The organism is Sphingobium sp. LSP13-1-1.1 (assembly GCF_040676415.1).
In the GTDB taxonomy this organism is placed as follows: domain Bacteria; phylum Pseudomonadota; class Alphaproteobacteria; order Sphingomonadales; family Sphingomonadaceae; genus Sphingobium.
Window position 1 is genome coordinate 309,695 of sequence record NZ_JBEGHU010000001.1, and the last position, 19,844, is coordinate 329,538.

At 62.7% G+C, this 19,844-nt stretch carries 16 protein-coding genes; 6 read left to right on the plus strand and 10 right to left on the minus strand.

Annotation, left to right across the window (positions count from 1 at the left end):
• Positions 1 to 40: 40 nt before the first annotated feature.
• The 3 genes from MRBLSP13_RS01290 to MRBLSP13_RS01300 form a co-directional block, all read right to left on the minus strand.
• Complete coding sequence (locus MRBLSP13_RS01290; protein ID WP_363752179.1) at positions 41 to 919, minus strand: DMT family transporter; 879 nt, start codon at positions 917 to 919, stop codon at positions 41 to 43.
• A gap of 160 nt (positions 920 to 1,079) precedes the next feature.
• Positions 1,080 to 3,398: a TonB-dependent receptor gene (locus tag MRBLSP13_RS01295; protein WP_363736200.1), complete on the minus strand. Its 2,319-nt coding sequence runs from the start codon at positions 3,396 to 3,398 to the stop codon at positions 1,080 to 1,082.
• A 148-nt stretch (positions 3,399 to 3,546) separates the two neighbouring features.
• On the minus strand, positions 3,547 to 4,365 hold the full coding sequence (locus tag MRBLSP13_RS01300) for an SDR family NAD(P)-dependent oxidoreductase (protein ID WP_363752181.1): 819 nt from the start codon (positions 4,363 to 4,365) through the stop codon (positions 3,547 to 3,549).
• 137 nt (positions 4,366 to 4,502) lie between these two features.
• Here MRBLSP13_RS01300 and MRBLSP13_RS01305 point away from each other — a divergent pair, with 137 nt between their 5' ends.
• Positions 4,503 to 5,471: a GlxA family transcriptional regulator gene (locus tag MRBLSP13_RS01305; RefSeq protein ID WP_363752183.1), complete on the plus strand. Its 969-nt coding sequence runs from the start codon at positions 4,503 to 4,505 to the stop codon at positions 5,469 to 5,471.
• A 47-nt stretch (positions 5,472 to 5,518) separates the two neighbouring features.
• Here MRBLSP13_RS01305 and MRBLSP13_RS01310 read toward each other — a convergent pair whose 3' ends face one another.
• The 3 genes from MRBLSP13_RS01310 to MRBLSP13_RS01320 are packed head-to-tail and all read right to left on the minus strand — an operon-like array spanning position 5,519 to position 9,725.
• The gene (locus MRBLSP13_RS01310; RefSeq protein ID WP_363752185.1) at positions 5,519 to 7,171 is read right to left on the minus strand and encodes an FAD-binding protein; all 1,653 of its coding nucleotides are present in this window, start codon (positions 7,169 to 7,171) and stop codon (positions 5,519 to 5,521) included.
• Positions 7,172 to 8,512, minus strand: a complete 1,341-nt coding sequence (locus MRBLSP13_RS01315; RefSeq protein ID WP_363736205.1) for an aromatic ring-hydroxylating oxygenase subunit alpha — start codon at positions 8,510 to 8,512, stop codon at positions 7,172 to 7,174. It abuts the gene before it with no gap.
• A gap of 58 nt (positions 8,513 to 8,570) precedes the next feature.
• On the minus strand, positions 8,571 to 9,725 hold the full coding sequence (locus MRBLSP13_RS01320) for an acyl-CoA dehydrogenase family protein (protein ID WP_363752188.1): 1,155 nt from the start codon (positions 9,723 to 9,725) through the stop codon (positions 8,571 to 8,573).
• 217 nt (positions 9,726 to 9,942) lie between these two features.
• On the opposite strand from MRBLSP13_RS01320, the gene MRBLSP13_RS01325 reads away from it, so the two are divergent.
• The 5 genes from MRBLSP13_RS01325 (at position 9,943) to MRBLSP13_RS01345 (ending at position 15,451) form a co-directional block, all read left to right on the plus strand.
• Positions 9,943 to 12,054 (plus strand): 3-hydroxyacyl-CoA dehydrogenase NAD-binding domain-containing protein, encoded by a 2,112-nt coding sequence (locus MRBLSP13_RS01325; RefSeq protein ID WP_363752191.1) that lies wholly within the window; start codon positions 9,943 to 9,945, stop codon positions 12,052 to 12,054.
• Positions 12,055 to 12,094: 40 nt separating this feature from the next.
• The gene (locus MRBLSP13_RS01330) at positions 12,095 to 12,928 is read left to right on the plus strand and encodes an enoyl-CoA hydratase/isomerase family protein (protein ID WP_133651301.1); all 834 of its coding nucleotides are present in this window, start codon (positions 12,095 to 12,097) and stop codon (positions 12,926 to 12,928) included.
• A gap of 5 nt (positions 12,929 to 12,933) precedes the next feature.
• Positions 12,934 to 13,896, plus strand: coding sequence for a 3-hydroxyacyl-CoA dehydrogenase NAD-binding domain-containing protein (locus MRBLSP13_RS01335; protein WP_363736883.1), 963 nt, complete (start codon positions 12,934 to 12,936; stop codon positions 13,894 to 13,896).
• 111 nt (positions 13,897 to 14,007) lie between these two features.
• Positions 14,008 to 14,994, plus strand: coding sequence for a phytanoyl-CoA dioxygenase family protein (locus MRBLSP13_RS01340; protein WP_363736208.1), 987 nt, complete (start codon positions 14,008 to 14,010; stop codon positions 14,992 to 14,994).
• 10 nt (positions 14,995 to 15,004) lie between these two features.
• The gene (locus MRBLSP13_RS01345) at positions 15,005 to 15,451 is read left to right on the plus strand and encodes a nuclear transport factor 2 family protein (protein WP_363752193.1); all 447 of its coding nucleotides are present in this window, start codon (positions 15,005 to 15,007) and stop codon (positions 15,449 to 15,451) included.
• A 41-nt stretch (positions 15,452 to 15,492) separates the two neighbouring features.
• On the opposite strand, the gene MRBLSP13_RS01350 is transcribed toward MRBLSP13_RS01345, so the two are convergent.
• From MRBLSP13_RS01350 to MRBLSP13_RS01365, 4 genes are all read right to left on the minus strand, one after another.
• The gene (locus MRBLSP13_RS01350; protein WP_363736211.1) at positions 15,493 to 16,623 is read right to left on the minus strand and encodes an acyl-CoA dehydrogenase family protein; all 1,131 of its coding nucleotides are present in this window, start codon (positions 16,621 to 16,623) and stop codon (positions 15,493 to 15,495) included.
• Between the two features lie 6 nt (positions 16,624 to 16,629).
• The gene (locus MRBLSP13_RS01355; RefSeq protein ID WP_133651306.1) at positions 16,630 to 17,817 is read right to left on the minus strand and encodes an acyl-CoA dehydrogenase family protein; all 1,188 of its coding nucleotides are present in this window, start codon (positions 17,815 to 17,817) and stop codon (positions 16,630 to 16,632) included.
• Between the two features lie 87 nt (positions 17,818 to 17,904).
• Positions 17,905 to 18,849 carry an MDR family NADPH-dependent oxidoreductase gene (locus MRBLSP13_RS01360; protein ID WP_363736212.1) on the minus strand — a complete coding sequence of 315 codons (945 nt, stop codon included), beginning with the start codon at positions 18,847 to 18,849 and terminating at the stop codon, positions 17,905 to 17,907.
• A gap of 20 nt (positions 18,850 to 18,869) precedes the next feature.
• Positions 18,870 to 19,712, minus strand: coding sequence for an IclR family transcriptional regulator (locus MRBLSP13_RS01365; RefSeq protein WP_363736214.1), 843 nt, complete (start codon positions 19,710 to 19,712; stop codon positions 18,870 to 18,872).
• Positions 19,713 to 19,844: the final 132 nt, after the last annotated feature.

Sequence of the window (19,844 nt, forward strand, 5' to 3'; positions counted from 1 at the left end):
TCCTTCGACGCCGCATTTGCGCATTGCGAATGCGGCAGGATCAGGCGCGCCGGCGTCCATGCAGGGTGATGTAGATGGCTGTGCCGATGATAAGGGCAGAACCCAGATAGGTTCCGGGCTGCGGCCATTCGCTGAACATCAGATAACCCAGCGCCGTGGTGAAGAGGATGCGGACATAGTCGAGCGGCCCCATCAGGCTCGCCTCTCCCAAAGTCATGCCGCGAATATAGCAGGCCTGCGTCACGACGCCGAGCACGCCCATGACGACCAGCAGCAGCGCATCCTCTGCCGTGGGGGTCCGCCAACTGCTGAAGGCCAAGGGCGCGGTGAAGATCAGGCCCAGCAATGTTGACCAGGTCAGCAGTGCCAGGTCGCTATGATCCCGCGACATCTGCTTCACGCTGATCACTGACCAGGAGACGAGCAATGCGGCAAGCAAGCCCTGAACGGCCGCCCAGCCGATCAGCGAATGAGCGGAGCCGGGCGCGATGATGATCAGCACTCCTGCAAAACCGACGAGCGTGGCGAAGAGCCGTTGCCGGTCCAGCCTTTCGCCCAGCAAAAGGGCGGCCAGCGGGACGAGGAACAGGGTGCGGGTGAAGGACAGCGCGTTGGCTTCGGCCAGGCCCAGAAGATGAAAGCTGTTGAAGGCGAGGATGATCGACAGGCTGGTCGCCGCGCAACGCAGGATCATCAGCATCGGTCGACGTAGCGTGAACGCGTTGCGGGGTTGCCGCAGGATGAAAGGGGAAAGCGCCATCAGGCCGACCCCTTGCCGCACGAAATTCTGCGTTGCCGAGGAATAGTCGTCGCCCAGCAGTTTCACCAGAGCCATGGCGATGCTGTAGGCGAAGCCGGAGGCCAGCATCCACAGCGCGCCGCGCGCATTGTCGTGATAGCCTTGTCTGCTGCTGTCCATTCCGCCGCGTTAGAACCTCTCGCACGGGGTGGACAGATTATTCGGCAAGCATCGGTCCGTTGATGGCGTGGCGGAAGGGACCGACAGACGGAATCGCCCTGTTCGCCCCTGCCGACAGTCATCGGCGCCGGACCCGAAAGTCCGGCGCCGATCCCCCGGCTTAAAATTTATAGGACAATTCCGCACCATAGGTGCGCGGTTCACCATAGACCGAGGAAATATAACCGGCCTCATTGTAGATGCCAATCACGCCCACCCGATAATAGCTCTTGGTAAGATTGTTAACGAAAGCCGCAGCGCCCAGCCCGGTGCCGAAGATATTGTCCCAGCCGGCACGCAAGTTCACCAGCTCATAACCCGGTTCCGCGCCCTGCACGTCATTCTTGTCGAGGTGCTGCTTGGTCCGATAGCTGATATTGGCATTGAGGTTGATCGCGCCGGCATCGCCCGACAGCGGGATTTCATAGCTGACATTGGCGCCCATCTGATGATGGGGCGAGCCGACCAGTTCAAATTCGCCCGGCTGACGGCCGCTGGTGATATCGACCCCGACATAGGAATAGAAGGCGCTGATATTGAGCGGACCAGCGATAAGGCCCAGTTCCAGTTCTCCGCCATAGTTCTTCTGACGAGCGGTATTGTCGATGACGGTGTTGACATTGCCGGCACTGTCGATCGACGATGTCTGCTTCTGGACGTTCTTGTAATCCTGGTAGAAGATGGCAAGATTGCTGGTCAGCGTGGCGCCGCCCAGGGCATGGCGCGTCTTGAGCCCCACCTCATATTCCTGCACCGTTTCCGGATCAAAGGGCTTCAATTCTTCGGTGGATGCCGCGCGCAACGAGAAACCGCCGGAGCGGAAGCCGCGACGGGTTGAAATATAGGTCGTCAGATTGGCATTCGGTTCATATTGCAGGGTAACGTCCCAGGTGACGGCGTCCCATTTCTTGCTGTTCGTCTGCGGACAATCGGCCAGCGACGAAGGCACGAAGGAGGTCGTGCCGGTATCCACGCGGAACAGGCATCTGCCCAGATTGGGATAATAGGCAAAAATGCGCGCATTGCGCTTGTCGGTCGTATAGCGAAGACCGGCGGACAGCTTGAACTGATCGGTAAAGGCGTAGGTGCCCGCCGCGAACAGCGCGAACGTCTTCGCCTTGCCGCTACCAGCATAAGCGTTGAGGAAAGTCGCCGCGGGCGTATTGAGCGGCAGTCCCGCACCGACGATAGCCAGTTCCGGGAACTGGCTGGACGTGGAACCGTCCTTCCCCTTTTCCACGAAATAATAAGCGCCCAGCACATAATCGAGCCGGTTCTCTATCGCCTTCCCCTGGACCTGGAACTCTTCGCTGAACTGCTCGATACTGCGGTAGCGATTGGAATTGATAAGATAGGCGGGCACGCCGTCCAGATCCATGACCTGATCAAAGTCCAGTTTGCGGTAGCCGATGATATTCTTGAACGTGATATTGTCCAGGCTGTATGTCGTGCGATTGGTGACGCCCCTGTTCTTCAGCCTTTCAAACGGCTGGGTCTGGTAGGCGTCGAGCGTGCCGCCAGTGCCCGATCCGGAAGCGAAGGTATAATGCGGACGCGCCTGCTGCGCCGCGAACTGCCCCACGACATCCGAGACGGGAAAGCCGAACCCGCGCAGCACCGTATATCCGGCGATGGCTGGCGCGGCAGGATTGGCGGCCGTACCCACCAGCGCCGTGCCATGCTCGTTCGTCTTGATATAGTCGACGATCGTATTGGATTCGAATTCGGGCGTCGGCGCGAAGCGGATTGATGCACGGAAAGTCTTGTAATTCTGGTCGTCATAGTCGCGGCCGGTCAGCACATCCGTCGTGAAGCCGTCGCGTTTCCTGATCTTGCCCGCGAAACGTACCGCCAGGCCTTCCGTCAGGGGCACGTTCACCATGCCGTAAATGTCGTGCATGTCATAATTGCCGACCTGCCCACGCAGTTCGGCATGAAATTCGTCCACCGGCTTGTTGGGTTCGATCAGCACGGCGCCGCCAGTCATGTTCCGACCGAACAATGTACCCTGCACGCCCTTCAGCACCTGGGTCGATTGAAGATCGTAGAGCGCATAGGCAAAGCCGACGCTGCGGGCCTGGACCACTTCGGCGAAATAGGTGCCGACCGGCGGGTCGGTGAGCAGTTGCGATTCCTGGGTACGCTGACCGCGAATGGCAAAGCCCAGTTCGTTGCGGCTTGTGCCCTGGTTGGTCAGGCTGAGTGAAGGTACGCGGCTTTGCAGCCCGAGCGCGTCGCTGACGCCGCTTCGCGCGAGCGAGTCGCCGCTCACGGCGGTGATCGAAATCGGCACGTCCTGCAAAGCTTCCTCGCGCCTGCGTGCTGTCACGACGATGTCGGGCACCTGGACGCCCGAAGCCTGCGGCGCGGCATCCTGTGCAGCGGCGGCTGTAGCGAAGATCGATGTAGCGGCAAGCAATGCGGACCGAAACATGGTCATCCTTCCTCTCCTGATCGTCCGGCACCACGCCGGCACGGCCGCTTTTGCGGCTCTGGAAAAGGATCATGTAGAAAGGATAGTTTTACTCAATCGTTACGATGGCCTGAGCAACATTCATCGCAGTCATGATATTTTGAGGGCCACGCCCTCAGCGTTCGACGATCAGGGCATGACCCGCCAAGGGCCCGATCCCCACCACGCCGCCGTCGACCGCCAGTTCCACACCGTTGACGAAGCGGGCCTCGTCGCTCGCCAGGAACAGCACGGCCTGCGCCACGTCCCAGGCATCGCCCTCGATGCCGAGAGGGCTGACCCTTCGGCGCATTTCCCGCATCTCGTCCGACATGTAACGGGCCGCGTGGGGGGTCATGACATGACCAGGCGCCACGGTGTTGACGCGGATGCCGTCGCGGCCATGCAGGACGCCAATTTCCCGGGATAGCTGCGCCATCGCTGCCTTGGACGGCCCATATGCGATGGCGCCCATGGCCCTGATTCCGGCCAGAGAGGAGATGTTGACGATCGACCCGCCGCCGTTGCGCGCCAGATGCGGGACCGCCGCCTGGCTCATCAACATCGCGCTGGTCAGATTGGTGGTCATCGTCCGGTTCCACTGGTCCAGCGTCATCGTTTCGAGCGTGGCGGGACCGGATATGCCGACATTGTTGACCAGAATGTCCAGCCTGCCGAATGCGGTGACCGCCGCATCGACCAGCCTGGCGCACACTGCCGGATCGGCGACATCGCCGTCCACCGCCAGGGCATTTCCGCCATTGGCTTCGATCCGCTCGGCAGTGGCCTGCGCCCGCGCCAGGTCAAGATCGGCGCAAACGATCCGCGCACCTTCCGCACCCATCAGCAGGGCGATGGAACGGCCAATGCCGATATCATCGCCTTCCGCGCCCGCGCCGGTCACTATGGCGACCTTGCCGGCCAGACGGTCATAATGGCGTAACGGTTCCGGCATGCGGCCTCTCTCCTCAGTCTGCCAAGCAGATGGACCCAAAGGGCCCGACCCGTCCAGCGTGCTATGCCGCTGTTCGCGCAGGGCGCGAAAGATTGACAGGGAGAATTTGCGCATATACCGGCTGTTTTCTCTCAATCATGGCTTTTGATTTTGCTCTTGTCGCGCTGCCCGGCGCCTATTCCAGCAGCGTCGGTGCGCTGGTGGACAGCTTCATGATCGCCCGCGATCGGGTGGAGCATGTTTTCGCCGGGGAAGAGCAGTTGCGCATGGAGACGCAGCTTCACATTCTTTCCGCAGATGGTGGGCCAGTGGTGCTGGGCGACGGCCGCTCCTTCCCGGTCGACGGTCCGGCGAACAGGGACGATCCGATGGCGTTCATCTGGCTGCCTGCCTTCCGTGCCGGTGGACGCGAACTGCTGGAGCGCCGCCTGGCGGAGGCAGGCCCATTGATCGACTGGCTCCATCGCCAGTCGGAACAGGGGGCAGTGATCGGGGCGAGCGGGGCAGCGTCAACCCTGCTGATGGCAGGGGGCTTCACTGCCGATCTCGCAGTGCCCGTCGCAAGGGCGATGCAGCCGCTCACGCGCACCCTGTTCCCGCGCCAACCTTTCGAGGAGCGGTTCGGGATGGTCGATCACGGCCATCTGCTGATCGGCAACGGCATGGGCAACGATCTGCCGTTGATCATCCGGGTGCTGGAGCGCATGATCTCCCCCGATATCGCCCGCTGGCTCTCCTCGATCATAGGGCAGGATTATGAGGAGAAGGAACTGCTGGCGCCCGATCCGATGGTCGCCAGGGCGCAATTATGGATCGAGCAGCGTTTCACCGGACCGATCAACATGGCCGAACTGGCCAGGCATCTGTCGACGAGCCCCGCCACCCTCAATCGCCGATTCCACAAGGCGCTAGGCCTCTCGCCCAAGGCTTATGTGGGGCAGCTCCGCTTCCAGGCGGCGGTGCGAATGCTGGAAAAGTCCACGCGCTCGGTCGATCGGATCGCGCAACTGGTCGGCTATTCGGACAGCCGGCTGTTCCGGGCAATGTTCCGTCAACATGCCGGCATGACCGCAAGTGAATGGCGGGCGAAACCGCGGCAGACGTGAAGCCCGACTGACAGGCCCCTTACCGATGGGAAGGGGCCTGACCCTGATCAGCTGTTGCTGCCCACGGCATGGTGGGCGGCGATCCATCCGAAGATGAAGGAGGCGCCTATGCTGGCGCCCGCCGCAGGGTAGCAGCGGCCCATCACCGATGCCGTCGAATTGCCGGTGGCGTAGAGACCATCGATCACCGATCCGTCAGCGCGCAGGACTCGCGCATTCTCGTCGGTAACAATGCCGCCCGACGTACCGACATCACCCGGCACGATCTCCATGACATAGAAAGGCGGCTTGTCGATCTTGCCCAGATTGGGATTGGGCTTGACCGTCGGATCGCCGAAACAATTGTCATAACCACGCCCGCCGCGATTGAAGTCCAGATCCTTGCCGGTTTCGCAATAGCCGTTGAACTTCTCGATTTCCGCCTTCAGGCCAATCGGATCGATGCCGGTCATGCGCGCCAGTTCCTCTATCGATTCCGCCTTCTTCATCATGCCGCTGTCCAGCCAGGACTGAGGCGTCTTGCCGGGCGGATAATAGCCCCAGGCATAGCGCTTGCGGTGGCGACTATCGAGGATGACATAGGCCGGCACGTCATTCCGGTACAGACGCTGGCCATTCTCCATATAGGAGCCGCTTTCGTTCAGGATGCGGCGACCATGACGGTTGACGATGATGCAATGCGGCTTGGAAATGTCGGTATTGTGCATGTTCGCCGGGCCGCCTTCGGGCAGCATCGTCCCCGGAACCCACCAGGCCTGGTCCATCAGATCCAGCGCGGCGCCATGTTTTTCGGCGATCTGGATCAATTCCCCGGTGTCGCCGGGATTGGCGTTTGTCCATTCGACCGAACTGGGCTGCGGCCCATATTTCTTGCGCATCTCCGCATTGCGCGAAAAACCGCCCGCATTGATCAGCACACCGTCGCGGGCGCCTATGCGCAGAGTCCTGCCGCCATGCTCGGCAAGGACGCCGACGATCCTGCCGTCCTCCTCGATCAGTTCGGTGATGGGGTAGTCGGTGCGCATATCGACGCCGGCCTTGTCCGCCAGCATCAGCAGGCGACCCTGCAGCGCGCCGCCGAAGCTGAGTATCGGCTTCCCGCGCCTTGCCACGATCCGCATGCGCCACAGCAGCTTCAATCCCTCCCACATTCCGCGGGGGGTGCGCGTGGCGAGGCCGATAATGCCTGCCTTGTCCGTCGGCAGCGGCATCACCATCGGCCCCAGACGCAGCTTGTCGAACAGCGGCCCCATCTCGCGCGCGTCCAGCATCGGCGCACCGATGGAGCGGCTGCGCGTCACGCCGCCGGGCCGGTCGTCATAATAGTCCGACCAGCCTTCGGTGTGGAGCCATTTCATGCCCTGCTCTTCCAGCCACTTCAGCATGACCGGGCCGTTGCGCAGATAGGCTTCCTTCCGTTCCGGCGTGGCGCCCGGCCCGCCATCATTACCGACGGTCGCATCCATATAGGTGCGCGCCATCTCATGGCTGTCCTTGATGCCCTTGGCCTTGATGATGTGGTTGTTGGGCACCCACAACACGCCACCGGACATCGCGGTCGAACCGCCCAGCTTGTCGGTCTTCTCCAGGATCAGCGGCGTCTTGCCGATCGATTTCAGATACAGCCCGGCCGCCAACGCACCGCCGCCCGATCCGATGATGACGAAGTCGGCGACCTCGTCGAACTTCGTCTCATCCATTCAGTCCACCTTCCCGACATATTCGTGATAGACGCGGTGGAAATTGCTGATCTCCACCTCCTGCACCGGATTGGTCCGAGCCGCCTTGAAGGCCTGCGACTTCATGCCCTTCTGCACTTCCTCCATATTCTGGAAGTCCTGCTCCAGGATGAGGCCCCAGTTGAGGGCGCGCCACTTGCCGTCACTGCCGTCGCCGCCATCTTCCACCTCGACCTTGGGTTCGGCGCCGGGTGCGTAGCGCTCCAGCACATTGACCTCGAAGATGCACTTGTCGGGATCGTCGCCATAAGGACGTGCGCGGTAGAACAGCACGTTCGTCGCCTGTTGCAGGAAGACGAGGTTGGGGAAGATGTTCCAGTCCGTCCCCGCCTTCATCAGTTGTTCGCCGGTGATCGCCGGGAAGGGACGCCCGCTCTTGGCCGATTCCTCCGCATGGAACTGAGCGAATGCCCCGTACATGGTGAACGGGTCGACCCCTTCGGGCAATTCCATCAACCGCCGCCCCGCTGCAAGCATCTCCTGCGTGGTGGTCGCCTGCAACGTGTCCCAGATTTCCTTGTTGAATTCGTAGAAACCCTTGCGGATGTCGCCGCTCTGGTCGCTGATGCGCGGACTGGGCAGGCCGAAAAGCGCGGTCGGCGCATAGCCGAACATCGCATGTTTCCCATAGGCCTTCGAATAGGTGTAGTCGTCCTGATAGGCCAGCAGCTGCCGGTGCGTCGTCTGCACATGATAGCCCTCCATGAAGGCTTCCTGCGCGGTCTTCCAGTTGCAGGGCATGACGATGCGCTTGCGCCAGGCATAGCGCATATGCTCGATCTCGAACGGGTCGAGGATCGTCTTGGCTTCACCCAGGAAATCCTCCAGGCTTTCGCTGTACGGGTCCATATTGATGAAGACCCAGCCGCCCCATTGCCCGACCTTCACCCTTTGCAGGGTGACGTCCTCATCAGGCAGCGCTTCGCCCCAGTCGTGCCGATCGACGATCTCGGTCGGCTTTCCATCAAGGCTCCATTGCCAGCCATGATATTTGCAATGGAACTTGCCCATCCGGCCGCAACCTTCCGTCAGGCGGCGTCCCCGGTGAGGACAGACGTTGAAATAGGCCGCGATCGACCCGTCCTTCTGACGGACCACCGCGATCGACTCATCCGCGATATCGTAGGTGTAGAAATCACCCGCATTGGGGATTTCCTCCGTGCGGCAGGCCATCTGCCAGACCCTGGGCCAGAGCCGTTCCTTTTCCAGCCGCACATAATCGCGCGAGACATAGGCGTCGACCGGGATGCGATCGGCCGTCACCTCGGCTTTCTGCCTCGACATGCTGATCATCTCGTTCATTGTCCGATCCTCTCCTTGGCGGGACGTTTCGACTTCCGACCTGTCAGCCCTTGGCCGGTCAGCCTTTTGCGGGTCCTTGGGGGAAACGCATGTCGAATACGCCTTCCGCAATACGGTTGAGCAGCACTTCTATCGCACCGCCGGCAATCATCCACCCCCGCGTGCGGCGAAGGCAATATTCGACCAGGCTGTCCTGGCTATAGCCCGCGCCACCCATGATCTGGATCGCTTCGTTGGCGCATTCAAAACCGGCGCGGTTGCATGCAACCTTGGCAATGGCGGTTTCCTCCGGCGAAGGCAGGCCCGCATCCGCATTCGTAGCCGCACGATACAACAGCAATTGCGCCGCATCGAGTTTCAGCTTCATTTCCGCAAACTTCCACTGCAACCCTTGGAATTCGCATAGCGCCTTGCCGAACTGCCTGCGCGTCTTCGCATGCTCGACCGCCGCGTTGAACGCGTAACGGCCCAGCGCCAGGCTGCGCGCCGTGTTGCCGATGCGTTCGACGTTGAAGCCGGCCATCTGCTTCTTGAATCCGCCCGGTCCCAGCAACACCTTGTCCTTGGGCACATAGACATTGTCGAAGAACAGCGGATTCCATTCCTCGCCCGACAGGAAGCGTATCGGCTTGCCGAAGGTGAAGCCCTCCTGCCCGCGCTCGATCAGCACCGATCCGATATTGCCGGTGCCCGGCCCATAACGGACATAGACCAGGAACACGGTCGCATGGGTGCCGTGGGTAGTGAATATCTTCTGCCCGGTGATGCGATAGCCGTCACCATCCTCCACCGCCGTGGTGGTCAGTTCGGTCACGGCGGAACCAGCATTGGGTTCCGTCATGGCGACCGAGATCAACCCCTCGCCACGCAGCAAGGGTGCCAGATATTGTTCCTTCTGCGCGTCCGTCGCGAACTGGGCAAAGGTGCGGATCGCGCCGAAATTGCCGGCCTGCACAACATCCGCAGAACGCGGGCACACCGATGCGACCGTTTCGATCGCGATGACCGCGTCCATCAGGCTTCCGCCCAGACCGCCCTTGTCCTCCGGCACGGTAATCCCGATCAGCCCCTGTTGGGCCATCATCCTGGCAACGTCCCACGGATAATCGTCGCTGTGCGCGCGTTCCAGCGCTCCAGTCGCCAGATGGCGCTGCGCGAACGCGGCTACTGCGTCGCGGAACATGGTTTGCTCTTCATTCAAGTCGAACTGCATCGCTCGCTTCCCATAGGGCGGCTCAATATGCCGCGGATAAACTGCTATCCTCGACCTAATCGGGGATGGCCGCGATGCGAAGATTGCAGGTACGATCCTTCACATTCACGATACATCGCCTGCGCCGCCGCCGCCAGCTTGACAGTTACGGCCGGCAAATAGCTTGTGGGAACAGATTTCAGACGCATTTTACAAGACAGGGCCACACAATCCAGCCATGACCCAGATCAACGAAAAGATCTCCACCCGCATCGAAGGCGATATCGGCTTCATCGTCAGCGACAATCCGCCCGTCAACGCGCTGGGCATCGGCGTGCGGCAGGGCCTGGTCGGCGCGCTGGAAGAACTGAACGCCGACCCGGCGGTGAAGGCGATCGTGTTGTATTGCGCGGGCCGCACCTTCTTCGCGGGCGCCGACATCACTGAATTCGGCAAGCCGCGCCAGGCACCCACCTTGCAGGACGTCATCGCGGCGCTGGAAAGTTCAGCCAAGCCGGTCGTGGCGGCAATCCACGGCACCGCGCTGGGCGGCGGGCTGGAAACGGCGCTGGGTTGCGCCTTCCGCGTGGCGATTCCGTCCGCCAAGGTTGGGCTGCCCGAAATCAACCTTGGCCTGTTCGCCGGCGGCGGCGGCACGCAGCGCCTGCCCCGGCTGATCGGTCCGGAAAAAGCGCTGGAACATGTGCTGTCCGGCAAGCCGGTGGGAGCCGCGCAGGCATTGCATCTGGGGATCGTCGATGCCGTGGAGGACGGCGATCCCGCCGCAGTGGGCGCCGCCTTCGCCCGCCGTGTGATCGATGAAAACATGCCCGCCGTGCCGGTTCGTGACCGTGACGAGAAGCTGGCGGCGACCCGTGCCGATCCGTCAGCCTTCGACGCGCTGGCAAAGAAGCTGACGGCGCGCAGCAAGGGACAGGCGGCGCCACAGGCCAATATCGATTCCATCCGCCGTTCTTTCACCTTGAGCCTGGACGAAGCACTGGCGATCGACGCCGTCGCCAACCGCGAGTTGATGGCGGGCAGCCAATCGCGCGCCTTGCGCCACCTCTTCTTTGCCGAACGCGAAGCTGCGCGGATCCCCGGTCTGCCGGAGGGTGCAAAGGCGCGGCCCGTGAAGAAAGCCGCGATCATCGGCGCGGGCACCATGGGCGGCGGCATCGCCATGTGCTTTGCAGGCGCTGGCATTCCCGTGACCGTGATCGACACGACGCAGGAGGCGCTGGACCGCGGCCTGGAGCGCGTGCAGGGCAATTACGCCACATCGGTCAAACGCGGGTCGATTGCGCAGGCGCAGATGGACGACCGCCTTGCCCTGATCACCGGCGCCACCGACCGCGGTGCGGCGGCCGATGCCGACATCGTGATAGAGGCGGTGTTCGAGGATATGGACGTCAAGAAGGAGATCTTCGCCGACCTTGAAAAACGGGTGAAGCCGGGCACCATCCTCGCCTCCAACACCTCGGCGCTCGACGTGGACGAGATCGCGGCGGTGCTGGAACGGCCGGAGGATTTCGTCGGCATGCATTTCTTCTCGCCGGCCAATGTCATGAAGCTGCTGGAAGTGGTGGTCGCCAGGCACAGCAGCCCCGACGCGATCCTGACCGCGATGGCGGTGGGCAAGGCCATTGGCAAGGTGCCGGTCTGGTCGGGCAATTGCGACGGCTTCATCGGCAACCGCATGGTCGCCAAGCGTTCCGCGCAGGCTGAACGACTGCTGCAGCAGGGAGCGTTCCCCCAGCAGGTTGACGCCGCGCTCACCAATCTCGGCTTCCCCATGGGGCCGCTGACCACGAACGACATGTCCGGCCTCGACATCGGCTATTCGATCCGCAAGCGCCGGGGAACCCCCTTCCCCATTGCCGATGCCATTGTCGAGAGCGGACGGCTGGGGCAGAAGACCGGCGCGGGCTATTACCGTTACGAACCGGGCGATCGCACGCCCTATCCCAATGCCGAGACGGAAGCGCTCATCATCGCGACATCGGAAAAGCTGGGCATCGCGCGCCGCGACATTCCGGAAGAGGAAATGGTGCAGCGGCTGCTGTTCCCGCTCATCAACGAAGGCGCGCGCATCCTGGAGGAAGGGATCGCGCTGCGGGCGTCCGATGTCGATCTGGTATGGATCAACGGATATGGCTGGCCCCGGCATCTGGGCGGCCCCATGTTCTATGCGGATGAAACCGGCCTGGCGACAATCGTCGCCAAGTTGCGCGAGATGGCGGCCGAAACACCGGGCGACCCATCGCTGCAACCCGCCGCGCTCCTGACGGAACTGGCGGACAAGGGCCAGAGCTTCGCCGAGTGGCAGAAGAGCCGCGCCGCGGCCTGAACGAAACAGAGAATATCACAGGGATTTTCCGGAGACTATCATGAGCGACAACGAGTTTCAGCGCGACATCGACTATAGCGAATTCGATTTCTTCAAGGTCGAAATCGGCGAAGACGGCGTTGCCGTCGTGACGATGAACAATCCCGACAAGCTGAACGCGGTGGGACCGCATAATCATTGGCAGCTCGAGGATATCTGGCTGAAGCTGGCCCGCGACGAGCGGATCAAGGTCATCGTGCTGACCGGTGCGGGCAAGGCTTTCTCCGCCGGGGGCGACATCAAGCTGATGGCCGAGCGCGCCCAGACCGAATACGGCCTGAAATATGCCTTGCGCGTGCCGATCAACACACTGCGGATCTGGGACCAGATCCTGATGACGCCACAGCCGATCATCGCGGCGGTGAATGGCGACGCCATCGGCCTTGGCACCTCGCTCTTCGCCTTCTGCGACATGAGCATCGTCGCGGAGGACGCGAAGCTGGGCGATACCCATGTGCGCGTCGGCCTGGTGACGGGCGATGGCGGCTCCGTGATGTGGCCGCTGCTGGTCGGGCCGCAGAAGGCCAAGGAATATCTGATGCGCGGCAAGCTGCTGAACGGCAAGAAGGCGGAGGAAATCGGCCTGGTCAACTATGCCTTCCCCAAGGAACAGGTGCTGGAGGAAGCGCTGAAGATCGCGCGCGAGATCGCCGGGCAGCCGATGTGGGCCGTGCGCTGGTCCAAGGCGGCGGTCAACAAGTGCATCCGTGATCAGGTGAACCTGACGGGCGAACTGTCCATCGCCTATGAAGCCATGACGATGCTGACGCAGGACTACAAGGCGGCGACCACCGCCTTCGCCAACAAGGAAAAGCCGGTCTTCAAGGGATATTGATCGCCATGCCCGCCTATCGCGACGCGGACAGCATTCGCACCGTCGCCGCGATCGGCGGCGGCGTGATCGGCAATGGCTGGGTCGCTGCCTTTCTGGGCAGCGGCCGGGCGGCGCGCCTCCATGATCCCATGCCGGGAGCCGGCGAACGCACCATCGCCCATGTCGCGGGGGCATGGGACCAGATGGTCGAGCTGGGCCTTGCGAGCGCAGGCGACGACTGGACCACGCGCTTTTCCGTCCACGATAGCCTGACCGACGCGCTGGCGGGCGCGGATTTCGTGCAGGAAAGCACGCCGGAGCGCACCGACCTCAAGCAGGCGCTGTTCGCCGATCTCGACCGGCTGGCGCCTGCGGACGTGCTGGTCGCCAGCAGCACGTCAAGCCTGCCCATTACCGGGTTGCAGGCCGGGCTTGCGACCGCCGATCGCTTCGTACTGGGCCATCCGTTCAATCCCGTGCACCTGATCCCGCTGGTGGAGGTGGGCGGCGGCGAAGGCACTGCCGGGGAAGCCGTGGACGCCGCCTACGCGCTTTACACCGCGATGGGCAAACAGCCGATCCGATTGAAGCGGGAGATATTCGGCCATATCGGCAACCGGCTGACCGCCGCCATGTTCCGGGAAGCGGTGCGGCTGGTGGCAGAGGGTTATGCAAGCGTCGGCGACATCGACAAGGCGATGAAGCACAGCTTCGCGCTGAAATGGGCCATCCAGGGTCAGTTCACCACCTTCCATACTTCGGGCGGCGCTGGCGGCCTCGCCGAATTCCTGCCGAAATTTGCGCCGGGGATCGTGAAGCGCTGGGAAACCATGGCTGATCCGCCGCTGGCCGATCCGGCCTTGCAGGCGATGCTGGTCGAACAGATGGAAGAAGCGGCTGCCGGCCGAAGCGTGGCGGAAATCGCCGCCTGGCAGGACGACAAGTTGATGCAGATGCTGAAGCTTCTGATGCAGGGCAATGATCAATAACAGCCGAAAGTCGACGAAAACCATCCCACCCTCAAACGGCTTGCCATGTTAATATGGCCCTGTCCCGGCGCCTCCGAAGGTTGACCGGCCCGAGTGGAGAGGAAGGAAGAAATGAGCGTCGATGTAATCAATCGCCCGGAAGCTGAAGACCTGGATGTACAGGATGTCGTCGCGGCGGGCGAGCTGGAAAGCTGCAACCATCTGCTGGACGATCCCGAAGCGCTCAATCGCTTCTATGAGGAGAAGGGTTATATCCTGCTGCGCGGCGTGTTCGATCAGGACAGTGTCGCCCGCGCCCGCGACGAAATGCTGGCCGTGGCCGCCCAGATGGGACTGGTCGAGCCGGGCGATCCCACTGGCAAATGGACCGGCAAGCCGTCGGTAGGGGGCATGGAGGAAAGCGACCTCTATGCCGGAATCGCCGCCCGTCTGATCGAAGATCCGGCCAATCAGGCAGTGATGGAAAAAGTGCTGGGAGAGCCGGCATGCTCCGTACCCATCGTGCAATATCGAACCTATCCGCCCCGGAGCAAGCTGGGCACAGTGCACCAGGATGGCTTTTACAGCCCCGGCATCCAGGACTATCGCCCGGTCTGGATATCCCTGACCCCATGCACGCGCGACATGGGCGGCCTGGCGCTGGCAGTGGGCCAGAACAAGCGCGGCTATTTCCACAATGTCGGCAAGCCCAATCCTTTCCCGATCCCGCGCGACGTGATCCCGGCCGAAAGCTGGGCCACCACGGATTATATGCCCGGCGACGTGCTGGTCGTGCATCCCTGCACGCCGCATTGCGGCCTGCCCAACAATAGCGACCGGCTGCGCGTTTCCTTCGACTCGCGCGTCCAGTCGGCCGCCAATCCCAGCGCCATCGCCGCGACGGTGAAGTCCTTCACGCCGACGACCGTGACCGTGGATGCCGACCGGATCGGCGAAGTCACGCTGACAATCGACAAGGACAGCTATCTGCGCCCGATCAATCCGGGCGTGCGCGAAAGCTTCGACGATTTCGTCAATTATATGAAAGCCGGCATGCGACTGGTCGTCGTACGCGACGGCGACCGCGCGGTCATGCTTCGCAAGGCTGCCGAAGGATGAGGACCAGGTGATGAACGATGCCGTGAAGCTGTTGACGCGCATGTTCGGCTTCACGGCAGACGGCCGGCAACATCCCGATGTTTTCCCTGTCGGGGAGCAAGACCGGCCTGCCCCGGCGGACTATTTCCATCCGGACGTGGTGCACAGCCTGTTCGGCCCGAGTGGCACGAAGGAGACGCTGGTCGGACGCGATGCCTTTCTCCATTTCGCCGCGTCCTGCGCGGAGGCGCTGGAAGAACGGCACGACGAGATCATCGCCATAAACGGCATCGATCGGGAATGCGCCTTTGTCCACGCCCGCGCTTATCGCCGGAGCGCGGCGAACGGCGAGGCGATCCATTATGAATGGGCCATGCTCTATCGCGTCGAGCAGGGGCTTATCACCTATGGCGCCGACATGCTGGATGCCGCAGCGCAAGCATTTTGGGCGCGGGTCCGGTCCGCACCGGCCGGCTGAGGTCATGGCGTGGCGCGCCCCATGACCCCACCGACCCTGCTTCAGGCGGCGGGATAAACGCCGCGCATTTTCGCCAGACGGGCAAGGTGCCAGTCCCTGTCGCCCAGCAGCGCGTCAATGGCGGTCAGCCGCTTGAAGGCGTGGCCCACCTTATATTCGGCCGTGATGCCGATGGCGCCGTGCATCTGCACCGCCTCCTGACCGATGATGCGGCCGGACTTGCCGATCTGCGCCTTGGCGGCCGAAATGTTGCGGCTCCGCTGATCGGCGTCGATGTCGAGCGACAGCGCCGCGAGGATCGACATGCTGCGCGACAGTTCAAGCTGCATCAGCATTTCGACGGCGCGATGCTGAAGCGCCTGGAAACTGCCGATGGCGACACCGAATTGCTGGCGGGTCTTGAGATAGTCCACGGTCACGTCGAACGTCTCGGCCATGGCGCCGACCGATTCCGCGACCAGGGCGGCGGTCGCTTCCTCGAACACGTGGGAGAGGATGTCCTCCCCCTGCCCCGGCGCGCCGATCAGGGCTTCGTTCGCTACATGGACGCCCGAAAGGGCCACCGTGGCGACCGGCACGCCGTCATATCCGCGCTTGCCCTCCACCGTCACACCCTTCGCCGCCGCGTCCACCAGGAAGAGCGAGAGCCCCTCTTCCGTCATTGCGCTGACGATGAATGTGTCCGCGCTCTGGCCGTGGATCACGGCAATCTTGCAACCGTCGATGGTCCATCCGTCGCCCGATCGCGATGCGGTCGTGCGCGCCGCCAGTATATGGCGCGGCAGTCCCTTCTCACTATGCGCCAATGCCAGGATGCGTTCGCCCGCGGCGATGCCGGGAACAATGTCCGCGCGCTGCCCCGCCGAGCCGCCATGGCGCAGCGCGCCGCCCGCCAGCACCACGGTCGCGAAATAGGGCTCGACCATCAGGCCGCGGCCCAGCGCTTCCATGACGATCATCATTTCCACGCCACCGCCGCCGAAACCGCCATCCTCTTCGGCGAAGGGCAGCGCGAGCAGGCCCATCTCCGCAAGCCCGGCATAGGCCTCCCGGCTCCAGCCGTCGGCTGTCTTGAGCGCATGTTCGCGCTTCTGGAAGTCATAGGTTTCCGCCACGAAGCGCGTGACGGTTTCCTGCAGCATCTTCTGTTCGTCGTTCAGGTCGAAATCCATGGCGCGTCAGAGTCCCAGCATGGTCTTGGCGATGATGTTCTTCTGGACCTCATTGGATCCGCCGAAGATCGACACCTTGCGCATCGTGAAATAGAAGGGCGCGGCGGCGCTGACCCAGCCGTCGTCCGGATCGTTGCGCGCATGGTCATGGTCCGGCATGGCCAGCCCAGCCGGGCCGGCAAGCTCGGCAACCAGTTCGGTCATGCGTTGCTGCATTTCCGTGCCCTTGACCTTCAGGATGGACGCGGCTGCATTGGCGCCGCCGCCATGGGCATCCGCCGCGACGACGCGCAACTGCGTCAGTTCCAGCGCGCGCAATTCCACCTCCACCTCGGCCAGCTTGTGGGCCAGACGGCGCTGCTCTTCCTCGTCCAGCGTGCCTTCTTCGGCAAGCCGGGTTTCCAGCGCGCGCAGTTGCGAAAGGCGCTCCTTCGACAGGCCGATGCGGGCGATGCCGCTGCGTTCGCTGCCCAGCAGATGCTTGGCCACGTCCCAGCCCCGGCCTTCCTCGCCAATGACATTGTCCACCGGCACGCGCACGTCGTCGAAAAAGACTTCATTGGCATCATGTTCGCCATCGATCGTCTCGATCGGGCGGACGGTGATCCCCGGCGTCTTCATGTCGAGCAGCAGAAAGGTTATGCCCTGCTGCTTCTTGCCGCTGCTATCGGTCCGGAAAAGCCCGAACATCCAGTCGGCGTGCTGGGCCTGGGTCGTCCAGATCTTCTGGCCGTTGAGAACATAATGATCGCCGTCACGAACCGCCGTCGTCTTCAGGCTGGCAAGGTCGGAGCCGGCGCCCGGTTCGGAAAAACCCTGGCACCACCAGATGTCGATATTGGCAGTGGCGGCGAGGAATTTTTCCTTTTGCGCCGCCGTGCCGAATTTGCACAGCACCGGGCCGATCATGTTCACATTGAACGGCGATCCTTCCGGCGCGTGGGCCAGCGCCATTTCCTCCTGGAAGATATAGCGCTGGGCCGGCGTCCATGCCTGACCGCCATATTCCACGGGCCAATGGGTAACCGCCCATCCCTGCGCATTGAGAATGCGCTGCCACCGCACCGTATCCTCCTTGGTCAGATGATCCCTGTTGATCATCTTGCGCCGCAGATCGTCCGGAAGGGCATGCTGGAGGAAAGCGCGCACCTCATTGCGGAAGGCGGTTTCCTCAGGCGTAAAATCCAGTTTCATCGCGCTGTTCCCATATAAGAGCCTCCTCCCCAGCAGGCATCGGCCTTCCAAGTCAACGGCGACGCCAAGGGCTTCACATGCCCGATATCATTGCGCCAGATCGAACAGTATCCGCCCGCTCCCTCCCGCCCGCGCGAGCGCGATCCCTTCATCGGCGCGGGAAAGCGGAATGATGGCGCGCACCGGCAAGGCGGGCGGATCGGCGGCATGAAGTGCGGCCAGTTCCTTGAACATCGCGTGCACGCCAGCAGCCCCCAGTGCCGCTTCAGCGGGGCGAAGGCTGAAACCCGCGATCGAGAGGCCGCCGCCGGTCAACACTTGCGACCGCACCTGTATCGGGTCGCCGGAAAGATGGCCGAACAGCAGCAGCCGGCCACCGGGCGCGAGGCAGCTTGCAAGCCGGCCGGTTGCCGCGCCCGCCACGCAGTCCAGGGCGGCGCGGATCGGCCGACCGTCGGATGCAGCCCGCGCACGCTCCGCCAGATGATCGCCGTCCAACAACGCATGGGGTGTCGCCGGATGCGGCCTGTGCACGACATCGATCACCTTGATGTCCATGCGGGCAGCGAAGGCGCGAACCCAATGCGCGACGACCGACCCTGCGCCATTTTGAATAAGCGCCTCGCCCGGACGCGCGCCCGCATGGCGCAACAGCAGATGCGCGGTGGGCGGATTGATGCGCAACATGGCCGCCTGTACCGGGTCAATGCCCGGCAGCGCCACGAGATGACGGCGAGGCAGAAGGCGCATCGCGCACCAATTGCCTCGCTCAAGCGGCATCACCAATTCGCCCGGGCGGAGATCGGCAACGGCCTCGCCCACGCTTTCCACCAGCCCCACGCCTTCAGCCCCCAGCGGTTGATCTTGAGGCAGATCGAAGGAATATCGACCATCGATCGCCAACAGGTCAGCCGGGTTGACAGGCGCATAGAGCATGCGCACCAGCACTTCGTCCTTGCGCGGTGCTGGTGGCAATGGTGCATCCGCAAGCCGAATTTCACCCGTTCCGCCGGGCAGCACCGCACGGTTCATGCAGAACCCGGACAGCGCAATCAGGCGAAATGGCGGCGGTAGCTGGCGATCTTTATCGTCTCCGGCATCTTCACGACGTTGCTGTTGTCCTGCTCCTGGCCATCTTCCTCCAGATGCAGTTCGGCAATGCTCTCCTTGCGGCTGAGCAGCAGGTCCAACATTTCCTGGCCACGCGCGGCAATCACTGCCGGCTGGGCGATGACGCTGACGGTCAGGCGATCCATGTTCCGGCCAAAGGGCAGCAACACGGCGACGCAGCCAACGCCGTCGCGATCCTGCTCTATGGTCCAGCCCTTCTCGCGCAGCACGGCAAATTCGGACAGCAGCTCCGCCACACGGACGTGGCGCGACAGGTCGGCCTCCTCCGCGTTCAGGCGATGGACCGCCGAACGGATCCCCTCGTTGCGATAGCTCGAAAGCAGCAGACGGCCCTGGGTGCTGTGCAAGATGGAGAGCTGGTCACCGGCATGGGCGTCCAGCGCATCTTCATTATTGCCGTGGATGACGTGCAGATGCTGCAGCACATAGTTGGAGCTGGTGGACAAAAGCACCGTCTCGCCGGTCAGCTTGGCGATCTCGTCAATCGCGGACAGCACCGGCCCGCCCCGGAACAGCGAGGGTTTCACCCAGGCGCCCAGCAGGGCGACTCGCGCGGTCGGGCTGTATGTCCGGCGTACGCGGTTATAGTGGAGATAGCCCAGCCGCGTCAGGCAGCGGAGCAGTTCGGATGTGCTGGATTGCGGATAGTTCAGCGTGCGCGACATTTCCATGACGGTGGCGACGCGGCGATCCTGATCGAAATATTCCAGGATCTCCAGCACTCGATGCGCGGATTTAATGGTCCGGGATGCGCTGGTGGCCATTGGCTTTCCTCTCCTCCCGCGGATGCATGAAATTGCATCTGCTGCACGGATTTTCGTATCGCATCACAAATATAATGTCCAACGATTTTTCGAATTGCGTTCGATTTTTCGAATGACTATGCAGGCTGAGCA